Origin of the sequence: Micromonospora parathelypteridis (genome assembly GCF_014201145.1) — a bacterium.
In the GTDB taxonomy this organism is placed as follows: Bacteria; Actinomycetota; Actinomycetes; order Mycobacteriales; family Micromonosporaceae; genus Micromonospora; species Micromonospora parathelypteridis.
Genome location: NZ_JACHDP010000001.1, coordinates 6,595,523 through 6,608,223, shown reverse-complemented (window position 1 = coordinate 6,608,223; position 12,701 = coordinate 6,595,523). Strand labels below are relative to the sequence as shown.

At 72.6% G+C, this 12,701-nt stretch carries 19 protein-coding genes; 3 read left to right on the top strand and 16 right to left on the bottom strand.

Going from position 1 to position 12,701, the window contains the following annotated elements; genetic code table 11:
• Position 1: 1 nt before the first annotated feature.
• The 11 genes from HNR20_RS29810 to HNR20_RS29760 all read right to left on the bottom strand — a co-directional run bounded on the left by HNR20_RS29810 (position 2) and on the right by HNR20_RS29760 (position 7,126).
• A complete protein-coding gene (locus HNR20_RS29810) occupies positions 2-1,276 on the bottom strand; it encodes a cupin domain-containing protein (protein ID WP_184186760.1) in 1,275 nt (424 codons plus the stop codon).
• 9 nt (positions 1,277-1,285) lie between these two features.
• Positions 1,286-1,591: a hypothetical protein gene (locus HNR20_RS29805; RefSeq protein ID WP_007459745.1), complete on the bottom strand. Its 306-nt coding sequence runs from the start codon at positions 1,589-1,591 to the stop codon at positions 1,286-1,288.
• 183 nt (positions 1,592-1,774) lie between these two features.
• Positions 1,775-2,203 carry a DUF2267 domain-containing protein gene (locus tag HNR20_RS29800; protein WP_184186757.1) on the bottom strand — a complete coding sequence of 143 codons (429 nt, stop codon included), beginning with the start codon at positions 2,201-2,203 and terminating at the stop codon, positions 1,775-1,777.
• The gene (locus HNR20_RS29795) at positions 2,196-2,381 is read right to left on the bottom strand and encodes a hypothetical protein (RefSeq protein WP_184186754.1); all 186 of its coding nucleotides are present in this window, start codon (positions 2,379-2,381) and stop codon (positions 2,196-2,198) included. The genes HNR20_RS29800 and HNR20_RS29795 overlap by 8 nt, the downstream gene beginning before the upstream one ends.
• Before the next feature lie 121 nt (positions 2,382-2,502).
• Positions 2,503-3,375, bottom strand: a complete 873-nt coding sequence (locus HNR20_RS29790) for a DUF72 domain-containing protein (RefSeq protein ID WP_184186751.1) — start codon at positions 3,373-3,375, stop codon at positions 2,503-2,505.
• A 48-nt stretch (positions 3,376-3,423) separates the two neighbouring features.
• Positions 3,424-3,822, bottom strand: coding sequence for a TraR/DksA family transcriptional regulator (locus tag HNR20_RS29785; protein ID WP_184186748.1), 399 nt, complete (start codon positions 3,820-3,822; stop codon positions 3,424-3,426).
• A 164-nt stretch (positions 3,823-3,986) separates the two neighbouring features.
• Positions 3,987-4,640, bottom strand: coding sequence for a nucleoside/nucleotide kinase family protein (locus tag HNR20_RS29780; protein ID WP_184186745.1), 654 nt, complete (start codon positions 4,638-4,640; stop codon positions 3,987-3,989).
• Between the two features lie 42 nt (positions 4,641-4,682).
• On the bottom strand, positions 4,683-5,288 hold the full coding sequence (locus tag HNR20_RS29775) for a winged helix-turn-helix domain-containing protein (protein ID WP_184186742.1): 606 nt from the start codon (positions 5,286-5,288) through the stop codon (positions 4,683-4,685).
• 248 nt (positions 5,289-5,536) lie between these two features.
• Positions 5,537-6,085 (bottom strand): winged helix-turn-helix domain-containing protein, encoded by a 549-nt coding sequence (locus HNR20_RS29770; RefSeq protein WP_184186739.1) that lies wholly within the window; start codon positions 6,083-6,085, stop codon positions 5,537-5,539.
• Between the two features lie 50 nt (positions 6,086-6,135).
• The gene (locus HNR20_RS29765; protein WP_184186736.1) at positions 6,136-6,624 is read right to left on the bottom strand and encodes a rhodanese-like domain-containing protein; all 489 of its coding nucleotides are present in this window, start codon (positions 6,622-6,624) and stop codon (positions 6,136-6,138) included.
• A 46-nt stretch (positions 6,625-6,670) separates the two neighbouring features.
• The gene (locus tag HNR20_RS29760) at positions 6,671-7,126 is read right to left on the bottom strand and encodes a cysteine dioxygenase (protein WP_184186733.1); all 456 of its coding nucleotides are present in this window, start codon (positions 7,124-7,126) and stop codon (positions 6,671-6,673) included.
• Between the two features lie 217 nt (positions 7,127-7,343).
• Here HNR20_RS29760 and HNR20_RS29755 point away from each other — a divergent pair, with 217 nt between their 5' ends.
• Entirely contained in the window at positions 7,344-7,895 is a 552-nt protein-coding gene (locus HNR20_RS29755) for a LuxR C-terminal-related transcriptional regulator (protein ID WP_184186730.1), read from the top strand.
• Between the two features lie 38 nt (positions 7,896-7,933).
• Here HNR20_RS29755 and HNR20_RS29750 read toward each other — a convergent pair whose 3' ends face one another.
• Positions 7,934-8,311, bottom strand: coding sequence for a signal peptidase I (locus HNR20_RS29750; protein ID WP_184186728.1), 378 nt, complete (start codon positions 8,309-8,311; stop codon positions 7,934-7,936).
• A 64-nt stretch (positions 8,312-8,375) separates the two neighbouring features.
• Between HNR20_RS29750 and HNR20_RS29745 the strand changes: the two genes are divergently transcribed.
• Both HNR20_RS29745 and HNR20_RS29740 read left to right on the top strand, forming a co-directional pair.
• On the top strand, positions 8,376-8,768 hold the full coding sequence (locus HNR20_RS29745; RefSeq protein WP_184186726.1) for an ankyrin repeat domain-containing protein: 393 nt from the start codon (positions 8,376-8,378) through the stop codon (positions 8,766-8,768).
• 32 nt (positions 8,769-8,800) lie between these two features.
• A complete protein-coding gene (locus tag HNR20_RS29740; RefSeq protein WP_184186724.1) occupies positions 8,801-9,751 on the top strand; it encodes a DUF3500 domain-containing protein in 951 nt (316 codons plus the stop codon).
• Positions 9,752-9,868: 117 nt separating this feature from the next.
• Here HNR20_RS29740 and HNR20_RS29735 read toward each other — a convergent pair whose 3' ends face one another.
• The 4 genes from HNR20_RS29735 to HNR20_RS29720 all read right to left on the bottom strand — a co-directional run bounded on the left by HNR20_RS29735 (position 9,869) and on the right by HNR20_RS29720 (position 12,550).
• Complete coding sequence (locus tag HNR20_RS29735) at positions 9,869-10,627, bottom strand: class I SAM-dependent methyltransferase (RefSeq protein WP_184186722.1); 759 nt, start codon at positions 10,625-10,627, stop codon at positions 9,869-9,871.
• A 163-nt stretch (positions 10,628-10,790) separates the two neighbouring features.
• Positions 10,791-10,985: a helix-hairpin-helix domain-containing protein gene (locus HNR20_RS29730; protein WP_184186720.1), complete on the bottom strand. Its 195-nt coding sequence runs from the start codon at positions 10,983-10,985 to the stop codon at positions 10,791-10,793.
• A 61-nt stretch (positions 10,986-11,046) separates the two neighbouring features.
• On the bottom strand, positions 11,047-11,538 hold the full coding sequence (locus HNR20_RS29725) for a DUF2231 domain-containing protein (RefSeq protein WP_184186719.1): 492 nt from the start codon (positions 11,536-11,538) through the stop codon (positions 11,047-11,049).
• Between the two features lie 271 nt (positions 11,539-11,809).
• Positions 11,810-12,550, bottom strand: a complete 741-nt coding sequence (locus HNR20_RS29720) for a GAF and ANTAR domain-containing protein (protein ID WP_184186716.1) — start codon at positions 12,548-12,550, stop codon at positions 11,810-11,812.
• Positions 12,551-12,701: the final 151 nt, after the last annotated feature.

The window sequence follows — 12,701 nt, the reverse complement described above, 5'->3', positions numbered from 1 at the left end:
CTCAGACTGGGACCAGGACGGCCTCGCGGAGCAGTCGGCGGGCCAGGGTGACCCGGTCGGCGTCGTCGGGCAGCCCGGGCAGGTCACCTACCCGGGTGACCGTGCCGCTGAGCACGGCGCGGGCCGCCGGCTCACAGTCGGCGGGCAGGGTGATGGTGCGATCGAACAGCCGCAGCGCCACCATGTCCGAGCTGTGCGGCACGAGTTGCCAGCGCAGGCCCGGGCGCAGCGCGACCTGGGAGTCGGGGTCCAACGCGGCCAGCGCCTCAGCCTGGGCGAGCGGCCGGATGGGTGCCGGGCGGGCAGCCGGCCAGGCACGCTGCCGCAGGCGCGCGGCGACCGCGCTCGGGTCGGCGCGCAGCAGCCAGTCCCGCAACGCCTCCACCGTCTCGGTCAGCTCCGGCTCGATGGCGTCCGGGTCGGCCACGTCGGTGCCGAACGGCAGGCTGGCCCGCAGCCGCTGGTCCTCGGCGGCCAGCGTGAGCAACTCCTCGACCAGGGCGTACCGGGTGAGAGCACGGATGCCCACGGTCAGGTGCAGCGAGCTGGCGTCCTGCGCCTGCGCGCTGTGCAGCCAGCCCCGGGGCAGGTAGAGGGCGTCGCCGGGGGCGAGCACCACGTCCAGCGCGGCGGGGCCCTGCGCGGTGGCGCCGACCTCGTCGGCGCGCCCACCCCACGGTTGCTTCTCCAGCGGATCGGGCAGCACCGGCGGGTGGATCCGCCAGTGCTTACGGCCGTCGACCTGGAGGACGAACACGTCGTGCGTGTCGTAGTGGGTGGCGAATCCCTGGCTGCCGGCCGGGGTGAGGTAGGCGTTGATCTGCAACGGCTGGTTGAGCGCGAGGCCCAGGTCGCGGGCGAAGTCGACAAGCGGTGGCCAGATCCGGTGCAGCCCCTGCAGCACCAGCGTGGCGCCGGCGGCGTACTGCTCCAGGATCCGCTCGTCGAGCACCTGGTCGCCGATCTCGGCGCCGGCACCGCCGCCGCCGGTCCAGCGCGCCGCGGGCACCAACTGGCCGTCCCGGGCGACGCGCAGGAAGGGGGTACGCAGTCCGCGCCGGCTCAGCAACTCGTCGGCGTCGGCGGGGCTGAGCAGGTCGGTGAAGCCGGACGGGTCGGGCAGCTCGGTCGCGCGGGACAGCAGCGGGGTGTGGCCCCAGTGCGCGGCGGCGAACTTGGCCGGTTCGACCGAGACGCAGCGGGCCAGGGCGGCGGTGGCGTCTGCGGACGGAACCGCCGGGCGGCCGTGGCCGCCCGGCGGGTCGAGGTGCGTCATGGTGTGCCGCTACCGTGCGCTGCCGTCGGCGCCACCGTCCTGCTGGCCCGGCGTCGCACCGCCGTCGGCGGGACCTTCCGCGCCACCGTCGGCGCCGCCGTCCTGGTGACCGGGAGTCGCCCCACCGTCGGCCGGGCCTTCCGCGCCACCATCGGCACCGCCGTCCTGGTGACCGGGGGTCGCCCCACCGTCGGCCGGGCCCTCCGCGCCACCATCAGCACCGCCGTCCTGGTGACCGGGGGTCGCCCCACCGTCGGCCGGGCCCTCCAGGCCGCCGCCGCCCGTGGTCTGCATGTCGTCGTCGTTGAGTGCCATCGGTACTCCCTCGGGTGTGCCGCCCCGCCGTACGCCGGGCTCCGTCGTGGTGCGGGTGGTACCCCACGCGCGATCTTCTCTAACCCTCACCGTAGACGCCGAACCGGAGCGACACGGGCGGTTCAGCGGCAGCGCGGCACCTGAGCCCGCCCGATTCCTCGGGCGGGCTCAGGTGCCAGGTCGTCACGGCATCATCGTGGCGAGGTCGCTCGGCATGGTGTCCTTCACGTCCTGCCACTCGCCCTGGGTGACGTGTCGGCGCAGGGTGTCCAGCACCACCTGCGTCACCCGCTCCGGGCCGCCCTCCGCGTCGTACGGGAAGCCCTGCCGGACCTCGTACAGGAAGTCGTCCCGGTTGAGCTTGATCGGCACGTCGGACGGAACCCAGCCGTCGAAGTAGATCCCCCGGACCAGCACCGGCAACTGCTGGGCGAACTCGACGCTCTCGTCCACCGGCAGCCGGTCGCGCAGCAGGTGCAGCACCGTGCGCAGGGCCGCGTACGACTGGTTGCGCCGGTCCTTCGGCCAGCCGTAGGCGTTCTCGATGTCCTTGAGAATGAGGTTCGTCTTGTCCAGCGAGGACTCGAACGCTGAGATCATCGCGTCAGCCATCGGTCGACCCCCGTTCCGTGCTGTCCCACCGTCGGTCGTCGGAGCGGCGCGGTGGCCCCGCCGGGCCGCGTCGCGCCCGCACCGGGCTGCCCTGCGGGGCGCGCCGGGCGTTGTCGGCCGTGCCGACCACGTGCAGGACGGCACCACGCCGTCGATCCGTCACCACTCGAACCGTCATCCCCCGTCACCTCCGTGTCGTCTCCGGCGTCGGCCACCCTCGGGCGGCCGTACCCACCGTGTCCACCCTGCCGGCGGCCCGGGTGAGTCGGCACCACCCCAACCGGGTGAGCCGGCGACGATCAGTCGACGCCGAGGAGCCCGGCCAGCGTCGTGGCGTTGGTCTGCGCATAGTCGCGGTAGCAGTTGTTCATGAGAACGTGGGTCTGGCCGGCCTCGTCGGCCAGCTCACGCAGCTTCGGCGCCCAGTCGGCCAACTCCCGCTTGGAGTAGTGGTAGCCGAACTTCTCGTGGATGTCCTTGCTGGTCCACTTGTCGCTGTGGCCGTGGAAGCGCATCACCGCGAGGTCCGCGGTGGCGGCCAGCACCGGGGGCAGCGACGAGCGGTGGCCCTGCGGCATGTCCACGCAGACGTACGGCAGTTTGTGCTCGCGGAGGAAGGCCAGGGTCTCGTCGGCGTTGTCACCGTCGAACCAGGAGGCGTGCCGGAACTCGTAGACGGCGCGTAGCGGCGCGCAGCGCTTCGCCACCTCCAGCAGGTACTGCTTGTTGGCCCGCTTGATGGTGAACCAGGGCGGGAACTGGAACAGCAGCGCGCCCAGCTTGCCCGCCTCGACCAGCGGGTCCAGCGCGGACAGAAAGCGCGTCCACACCTCCTCGTACGCCTGCGCGGGCAGGTCGTCGGGGTAGATGTTCTTCTTGTCGGTCTCCGGGCGAAGGTCCTTGTAGAGGGCGCTGACCCGGGTGGGATGCCCGGTCAGCAGGCTGAACGCCTTGATGTTGAAGGTGAAGCCGGCGGGGGTGCGCTCGGCCCACAGCCTCGCGGTCGCCTCGGCGGGCGGGGAATAGTACGTGGCGTCGACCTCGACCAGCGGGAACTGCCGGGCGTAGTAGGCCAGCCGTTTTTCCGGGCTGTCCGCGGTCTGCGGATACCATCCCGAGTCCAGCAGTGTGCGGTCGGTCCAGGACGCGGTGCCCACAAGGATGTCACCCATGGGTGAAGTCCATCGCGTTGTGGACCGACCGGCAACCGCTGGCGTCGCTCAGGCCGCCCGCCGTTCGCGGGTCTGCTTGCACGTCACGCAGGTGGTGGCGGACGGGAAGATCTCCAGCCGCTCCACCGGGATCGCCGCCGCGCAGCCCTCACACCAGCCGTAGGTGCCCTCTTCGAGTCGGCCGAGGGCGTGCTCGTACTGGGCGCGGCGGTCGAGGATGGTGCGCAACAGGGACTGCGCGGTGTCCCGCTCGGCCGTCTTGGTGCCGCTGTCGGCCTGGTCGTCGCCGGCGGTGTCACCTACCTCCACCAGCCGCAGCACCTGGCTCTGCAACACGGCCTGGTCGTACTCGGCGGTCAGCTCGTCGTAGTGCGACTGGAGGGAGAGCTTGATCTGGTCGATCTCCGTCTGGGGACGGGCCGTACCGACCGTGTCGTGGGCGACCATCGCTGCCTGCCTTTCCTGGGCCTGTGGCTCAAGGTGAACCGGGTGCCGGCGGCGTGAGGCCCCGGTCACGGTCGCAGTGGGTGCGCGGGCGATCACCCGCGCTCTGTGAGCCGGGCGAGTACCCGCCGGATCAGCCGCACAAACCGCCGAACTCTCCGCGGTTGTCAGTCGTCGCCGTCGGGCTCCACGAGCGCGGGTCGGCGGGGGTCGTCGGCCCGCACCACCACGTCGGCGAAGCTCGCCGGGACGACCTCCTCGGCGTACCGGTCGAAGGCCGGCAGCGCCCATTCCTGGGCCGGTTCGGTACGCCGACGCAGCGCGGCCGGGGTCAACTCCAGGTGGACGGTGACGTCGAAGGGCAGGCCACCGCCGAGCAGCAACGCGCCGCTGACCAGGACGACGCCCCCGGGTGGCAGGTCGACGTAACGGGCGCGGCTGGCCCGGTCGGCGTCGGCGTCCCAGAGCGACGGGAGCAGCCGCCCGGTGCCGCCCGGGCCGGCCGGGTCGAGCACCTCCCGGCGCAGCCCGGCCTCGTCGACCCAGCTCTCGTAGTAGGAGTCCGGGTTGGTGCGGCCCAGCTCGAAGCGCAGCGACGCGGGGCGGAGGAAGTCGGTGGCGCGGATGTGCAGCACCGGGCGGCCCCGGGCACGCAACGGGTCGACGAGCGCGGCGGCCAACCCGTCGGTGCCGGCCGCCGGAGCGCCGTCCACGGCCACCCGCAGCCGGGCGGGCCCGGCGGCGGCGCGGATCGCCGCGTCGGCCAGCCGGCCGGTCAGCTCGTCGACGAGCAGGTCGGGCGAGATGGGGCGGATACGCACCGGACCATCCTGCCCCGCGCCCGGTGGGGTCGGTGACGCCGGTCAGCCGGTGCGGTCGATGGTGACCCGGGCGTCGTCGGCCAGCCGGTAGCCCACGCCGTAGACGGTGGTGACCAGGGGGACGTCGACGCCGACCTTGCCGCGCAGCCGACGCACGTGCACGTCGACGGTGCGTACCCCGGCGTGCTCGTAGCCCCAGACGGCGTTGAGCAGTTGCAGCCGGGTGAACACCCGCCGTGGATGGGCGACCAGGTGCAGCAGCAGGTCGAATTCCAGCCGGGTCAGCGGCAGCGTCTCGTCGTCGCGCAGCACCGAGCGGGACGAGGCGAGGATGTGCAGGGCCGGGATGGTCGGGCTGAGCGCCCGGGTCGGCGACCGGTTGGCAGGAACCTGGTCGGGGCGGCGGTCGGCCGGCACGGCCCCGATGATCACGCCCTCGCCTCGCTCGAGCATCTCGCGCGCGGCCTCGAGCAGCCGACGTGCCGCCGGGGTCAGCGACTCCTCACAGGCCAGCGGGATGGACAGCGTGACGGTGAGCATGGGCGCGGCGGTGTTCGCCGGGCGACGCTGACCGCCGGGAGGTCGACCGGGCACCGCAGGTTGGGACGTATGCCATCCGGCGCGCGACGAGGCAGGGCTGACCGACATGGTCCTCCTTGGGCTGGTCCGGGTATCTCCCCACGGCCCGGGACGCCGCTTCATCGATGTTTCCCGGCGCTCGGGCGAGGGTCAAGAGGCGGCCGCGTTGCATGAATGTGACAATTGACGAACGCATCGGAGCCGGATGCTCGCTCTGCGTACGAGGCCTGATGATTACAGCAGAGCCCCCGAGATGCCCCGATACGGGGGTCCCCGTCCGGTTCACCAGGGCGCCCGCATGACCCCCGGACCAGGAGTCAGCGGCTGTGGTCCACGCTGATCTGCGCCTCGTCAGCCAGCCGGTAGCCGACCCCGTAGACGGTGGTGACCACCTCCGAGCCGGCCAGCTTGGCGCGCAGCCGGCGGACGTGCACGTCCACCGTGCGGGCCACCGCGTGCTCGTAACCCCAGACGCTGGACAACAACTGCAGGCGGGTGAAGACGCGGCGTGGCCGCTCGGCCAGGAACAGCAGCAACTCGTACTCGATGCGGGTCAGCGCGATGGCCCGGTCGCCCCGGCGGACCATCCGTGAGCCGGCCAGGATGTGGACCTGGTCCGCGTCGGCGGACGGCTCGACGACGGCGGGGCCCGGGGCCGGTCGCGGCCTCGGCGCGACGTCCCCGACGGTACGCAGCTGGCCCTCCCCCGATTCGGCCAGCTCGCCGAGCAGCTGCACCAGCCGGGCCAGCCGCGGGCTCAGCGGTCCCGGGACGAGGTCGAGGGTGATGGTCAGGGTCGGGCCGGTGCGCGGACGGGGTGGGCGCGCCCCCGGGTGACGACGGGTGGGGATGGCGACGACGGACATGGTGCCTCCTGAGTGGCGGTACGCCCGCCACGCCCGGTGGGGCGTGACGGTCAGTGGCGCGCCCACCCGGTGTTGACCGGGGGCGCGAGAGGGGCGGCGCGGTGCATCGGGGTTGGGCCGAGGGCCGGCAGGCCGGCGATCCGCCAGGCCGCGAACCCGCCAACCACGTCGGTGGCCCGGTGCAGGCCGACGTCCTGCAGGGCGGCGGCGGCCAGAGACGAGGTGTAGCCCTCCTGACACAGGATGATCACCGGTACGTCGTAGTCGACCGCCTGCGGCAGCCTGGCCGGACAGCGTGGGTCGAAGCGCCACTCCAGCACGTTGCGCTCGACCGCGAGCGAGCCCGGCACCACCCCGTGTGCGGCCCGCTGTGCGGCCGGCCGGATGTCGACCAGCAGCGCTCCGGCCCGGCACGCCAGGTGCGCCCGCTCCGGGTCCAACCGGTGGAGCTGGGCACGCGCGGCGGCCAGGATCTCGTCGATGCCCCGGGAGCCCGGCGGCGGCACGGGGGCTGGACGGTGCTCGGCGGTTACCTGCATTCTCGGTTCCTTCCGGTGACAGGGGGTGGATCGTTGCTCGCCGTGCTCACCAGGACCGGCCGGCTTCGGCGACCTCGGCGACCCGCAGCCGCCCGTCCAGGAGGTGGTAGCGGGTCATCCGCAGCAGCGCCGGGCGGTAGACGTGCACGCTGACCGCCGGTGTCGCGCCCTGGTTGGTCACCTGGTGCACGTGCCGGGGGCCGAAGCGGCGGCCGGCGCCGGCGGGTAGCAGCCGTGGGCGTAGCCGACCACCGGCGACCGTCTCCTCGGTGAGCGCGCCGGTGACGACTCGGAACGCTCCGGCGGAGCCGCCGTGGTCGTGCAGGTCGGTGCCCTGCCCGGGCAGCCAGCTCAGCGCCCACACCTCGTGGTCGTCGCCGGTGGCGAGGCGGGCGTACCAGCGCTCGGCGGGATCGAAGCGCAGCTCGACCGGCCAGCAGGTCGGGTCGACCCATCGAGCGGCGACGGTGAGCAGGTCGGGCTCCGGGCGGTGCTGGGTCATGGCGGTTCCTCGCGGGTCGTTCGGCGGGGTGCCCTCGTACTCTAGACGGCAAACCCTATAGGTTTAGTAGGTAATTCCATCTGTTGGGACACCTGAGCTGAGCTCCCCGACGGCCGCCGGGGGTGCGGTTTCCACACCCGGGCTGCTGAGGTCGGCCTGCTGAGGTCGGCGGTCCACCTCATGGTCCGGGCCGCGGTGAGTCCGCAGCGTCGTCGGCATGATCAAGAACGTCCTCGTCACCGCCGTCGAGCAGCACCGCCCCGACGTCGTCGTCACCGACGTCCGGATGCCGCCCACCAACACCGACGACGGGCTACGGGCCGCGTTGGAGATCCGCCGCCGCTGGCCCGACATCGCCGTGCTCGTCCTCTCCCAGTACGTCGAGAAGCGCTATGCCGCGAAGCTCCTCGCCGACCGGTCCGAAGGCGTCGGCTACGTCCTGAAGGACCGCGTCGCCCAGGTCGAGGACTTCCTCGACGCACTCGACCGCATCGCCGCCGGCTCCACGGCCCTCGACCCCGAGGTCGTCCGGCAGCTCATCTCCGCGACCAGCCACACGGACCCGCTCAACCGTCTCACCCCGCGGGAACGCGACGTGCTGCACCACATGGCTCAGGGGCACACCAACGCCGCCATCGCCGAGCGTCTACACGTCTCACAGAGCGCGGTGGAGAAACACATCAACACCATCTTCGACAAGCTCGACCTCACCCACACCACCGGCTACAGCCGCCGCGTCCTCGCGATCCTGCAGTACCTCGGCTCCTAGGTGTTCTGCCCGGAGAGAGCCCAGGTGAGGAAAGCCGCTCAGTGCAGGACCGGAGGGTCCACCCGGTAGCCGGGCAGGGAGGGCCACCGCACGGTCAGCACCACCGACGCCCGCTCGGCGAACCAGGAGTGGTCCACCCCGCGGGCCCACACCACGTAGTCGCCCGGCGCGGCCAGCCGTACCGTCCGGTCCGGAAGCTCCACCCGAAAACACCCCTCGACCAGTACGAGCAGAGTGGTTCGCCGTTCCCCGGTCGCCCACCGCGACCGGGCCTGCCCGGGCGGGTGCACGCCCCACTTCACCTCGACGTCGGTGCTGTGCCGGATCTCCCCCGGCGGCGCGAAGTGCCCGAGCAGCCAGCCGGCGTTCGCGGCACCGTCGACACCCGCGTTGCCCACGTACACCGTCTCACCCATTGGACCCTCCCCCAGCGCACCGGCCGAGCAACCTATCAGGGCCGGTGCGACTAGCCTTGGACCGGTGACCGACGACCTCGACGCCGAGACGCTGGCGTTCGCGCACCGGATGTTCGACCTGGCCCGGGCCGGCTCCACCGAGGAGTTGGCCGGGCAACTCGACGCCGGCCTGCCGGTCAACCTCACCAACGACAAGGGTGACACGCTGCTGATCCTGGCCGCCTACCACTCGCACCCGGAGACGGTGGTCGCCCTGCTCAGTCGGGGCGCCGACCACTCCCGGGCGAACGACCGGGGCCAGACCGCGCTGGCCGCCGCGGTGTTCCGCAGCAGCACCGAGGCCGTCCGCGCGCTCCTCGCCTCCGGTGCCAATCCGGCCCACGGTGACCCGTCGGCTCTGGAGACCGCGGAGTTCTTCGAGCTGACGGAAATGGCGGAGCTGCTGCACGCCGGCTGACACCGGCGCGGACATGCCGGTATACAGGGTCGGTGGAAGATCCCTTGCCCGAGCAGATGCGCGCCGCCAGCACCACGCTGCTAGCCGCGCTCGACCCCTCCGCCCGCGAAAGCGCCCTGCACCCGTTCGACGACGAAGCGACCCGGCGCTGGCTGGAGTACCGCCCCCGACCGCGCCCCGGCGTCTGCCTCGCCGAGCTGGACGTCGCCGGTCGCAAGGCCGCGCACCGGCTGCTGGCCACCGCGCTCAGCCCCTCGGCGTACGCGCAGGCGATGGCGATCATCGCGCTGGAGGAGGTCCTCGATCGGGCCGAGGGCTGGCACCGTGGGCGGCACAGCGGTGACTACTGGGTGGCCGTCTTCGGCGATCCGGCGCGCGACGACCGCTGGGCGTGGCGGCTCGAAGGACACCACCTGTCGGTGAACATGACCGTGGTGGACGGCCAGGTGTCCCCCGCGCCGATCTTCTTCGGCGCCAACCCGGCCGCGGTCCGGTACGCCGGCCGCCCGGTCTCCCGTCCACTCGGTGTGGAGGAGGACCTGGCCCGGGCACTGCTCGACGCGCTGGGGCCGGCCGAGCGGGCCGCCGCGATCATCGCCGACGAGGCGCCCGGAGACATCATCAGCGCCACCCGCGGGCGGGTCGACGGACCGCTGGAGCCCCTCGGTGTGCCGGCGGATCGGCTGGGGCCGACCGGCCGCGCCCTGCTCGACCAGGTGGTCGCGCTCTACCTGGACCGGCTGCCGCCCGAGTTGGCCATCCGGGAGGCGACTCGGCTGGACGCCGGCCAACTGCACTTCGCCTGGGCCGGCCCCACCCATCCCGGGCAGCGGCACTACTACCGGGTGCAGGGCGACGACCTGCTGATCGAGTACGACAACACCACCGCCGACGGCAACCACGCGCACACCGTGCTGCGCCGCCCCGCCAGCGACTTCGGCGCTGACATCCTGGCGACCCACCACCAAACCCACCACCACTGACCATCCCACGGCCCCACGGCCCCACGGCCCGGTCGATCATGGAGTTGTGGTGGGTGGCTTGCCCCGGTCCACGGCTTCTGTGCGGCACCACAACTCCATGATCGACGCTGCGGAGGGTCAGGGGCGGGTGGCCTCGATGAGGAAGCGTTGGGCGTGGGCCACGAAGGGGCCCTCATCGGTGATCTGACGGTGTAGGTCTCGCAGTTGTTCGCGATAGCGGTCGACGGTGAACCCGGGCACCGTCCAGATCACCTTGCGCAGGAACCAGACCACCGCGCCGATGTCGGCGAAGGTCGCGCGCAGGGTGGCGTGGCGCAGGTCGACCACCCGCAAGCCAGCGGCTTCGGCGGCGGCGACCGCGTGCTCGGGGTGCCGCTGGTTCGGCGGTGGCAGCGGCCCGAGGATCGCCTCACTCAGCTCCCGCATCGTGCCCGCACCGATCTGCTGCGACAGGAACGTCCCGCCCGGCCGCAGCACCCGGGCCGTCTGCGTCCAGTCGGTACGCACCGGATGCCGGCTGACCACCAGGTCGAAGGACGAGTCGCGGAACGGCAGCGGTCCGTCCGGGGCGACCGCCACCACCGTCGCGCCCACGCGGCGCAGGGTCCGCCGGGCGACCTCGACGTTCGGCGGCCAACTCTCGGTGGCCGTCAACAGCTTCGGCGGGCGCGGCACCTCGGCGAGCACCTCCCCGCCGCCGGTGTCCACGTCCAGTGCCGCGTCGGCCCGCGTCATCCGGTCGGCGACCAGCCGGGCGTACCCCCAGGGCGGGCGTTCCTCGGTGGCCCGGCCGTCCAGCCAGCCGAAGCCCCAACCGTCGACCGGCGCGGCGGCCGCGTCCGCGATCAACTCCTCGGCAACACGTTCAGTGTTCATGGCGGCCAGCCTCGCCGGCCGGCAACTCGGCCGGCAACTGATTTGCCGCCGGGCCGGGAAGGGCCGGGCCGGGCGGCTACGGCTGGGCGATGCCTCAGGGTCGGGAGACCGGTGGCCCGTTGGCGTCGGCTGGCGGAGAGGGATGTCCGGGCAGCGGCTGGTTTCAGCCGAGTCCCAGGTTGTGCTCTTCGAGGGCGGCCTGGAGGATGTCGAGCGCCTTCGGCCCCATGCCGTGCAGTCTTGCCAGATCCGCCCGGGGGACGCCGTCGAGTTGGCGCAGGGTGGTGTAACCGGCGCCGTGCAGGGCTCGCGTCGCGGGCGCACCGATCTTCGGAAGTGTGTCCAGGGACGAGGTCATCCGCGGATGGTAGACCGGCCCGGTTGCGCGAGGGCCGCTTCGTGCGCCCGTCTTTTCGTGATCAGGGGCGAGGGCGGACGATCTCGATGGTGGAGCCGGCGAGCGAGTCGAGGGTGCCGGCCTCGGCGCGACCGGTGTCGAACTGCCGCATCAGCCGGGCGCCCAGGTGCACGCCGACCCCGCCGACGGCCAGCGCGACCAGCTCGGTGATCAGGATCGCGACTGACGCGCCGCGCTGCGGGGAGTGTGACCGCACCAGGCAGGTGAGCAGGAACATGGCGGCCATCACCGTGTTGACCAGGTTGAAGGCGATCGCCGTACGACGGGTGCGGTCACCCGGCACGTCCCACAGGTCGACCATTCCGGCCACCGCGGTCAGCGCGGCGGCGACGAGGGCGGCGACGCCCGTCCAGTAGCCGACCTCGCCCAGAAACGCCGGCCCGCCGAGGAGATCGGTGAGGTCGAAGACGGTGGCGCTGACGAAGAGCCCGAGCGGGAACGTCACCAGCATCGGTTGGATCGGGTGCCCCTGCACCCGCAGCCGACTCTGCATCGGTCCTCCCCGGGTCGGCGCACCGCACAGTGACCAGAGTGCTACCCGAGCCCGGTCCCGGCGAAACGGTGCCGCCCGACTCGCCGCGGACCGGGAGAACGGGCACCGGCCGCGCCGGACCGCCAGATCGACCGGTGATCGACTCCATATCGGCGAGGTGGGGGTGTCCCAGCGCCGGGATACCCCCAGATCGGCGACCCGGAGTCGATCAAGGGATCGGGCGAGCACGCGCCGGTCAGGCAGGCGAGCGGGCGGGCGGGCGGGCGGGCGGTCAGTTGTCGCGCTGGCGGGAGACCGTACGGACCAGTCGCTCGGCCACCTCGCGCAGCGGGATGTCCAACGACGACGCGGCGGTCCGCAGCACCTCGAGTGCCTCGGCCGGCGGGCACCCACGCTGCGTCATGATCACGCCGACGGCCTGGCCCACCACACCGTCGTGCAGCAGCGAGGCGTCCCGTTCGCCGGCGAGGACGAGTTGGCGGCTGCGGTCACGGACGGCGGCCAGCAGCAGGCCGGCGTGCTCGGCGAGCAGCATCGCGGTCAACTGGTGTTGTGGGGTCAGCAGGTCCGGCGCACCCGCGTAGAGGTTGATCGCCCCGATCACCTGCTCGTCGATGTCGACGGGCGCGGAGATCACCCCGCGTACGCCGAGGTCGCGGGCGCGCGCCGTCCAGACCGGCCAGCGAGGCTCACCGGCCAGGTCGACGGCGAGGATCATCTCGCGGCGTCGGATCGCGCTCATCGCCGGCGAGTCCGGCCCGTGCCGCAGGTCGTCCAGCCCTGCCAGCCGCTCGTCGGAGGCGGCCACGCCGGCCGGTTCGCCGGCGCGAAGGGCGGTGAACCCGCACCAGCGCACCCCGGCTACCGCGTCCCGGGTGACCCGGACCAGCGCCAGCAGCGCCTCATCGAAATCGGTCAGCGCGATCAGCCCGGCAGTCAGCTCGCGCAGCAGCGCGGCCGTTTCCAGGACGCCGAGATTCTGTACCACCGGTTCCCGCGTGTCGAGGTTCACCGGTCCGCAGCCTCCGTGCACCCTCGCGCCTGCCCAACGGGCCTCGTCACCTGTGTCATCGTCTGCTCTCTCCCGACTTGACCGACCAGCCCTACTACCCTGCGAACCCCGGGTCGAAACGGCGCAAATCAGGGCCCCTGCCGCACGCGGA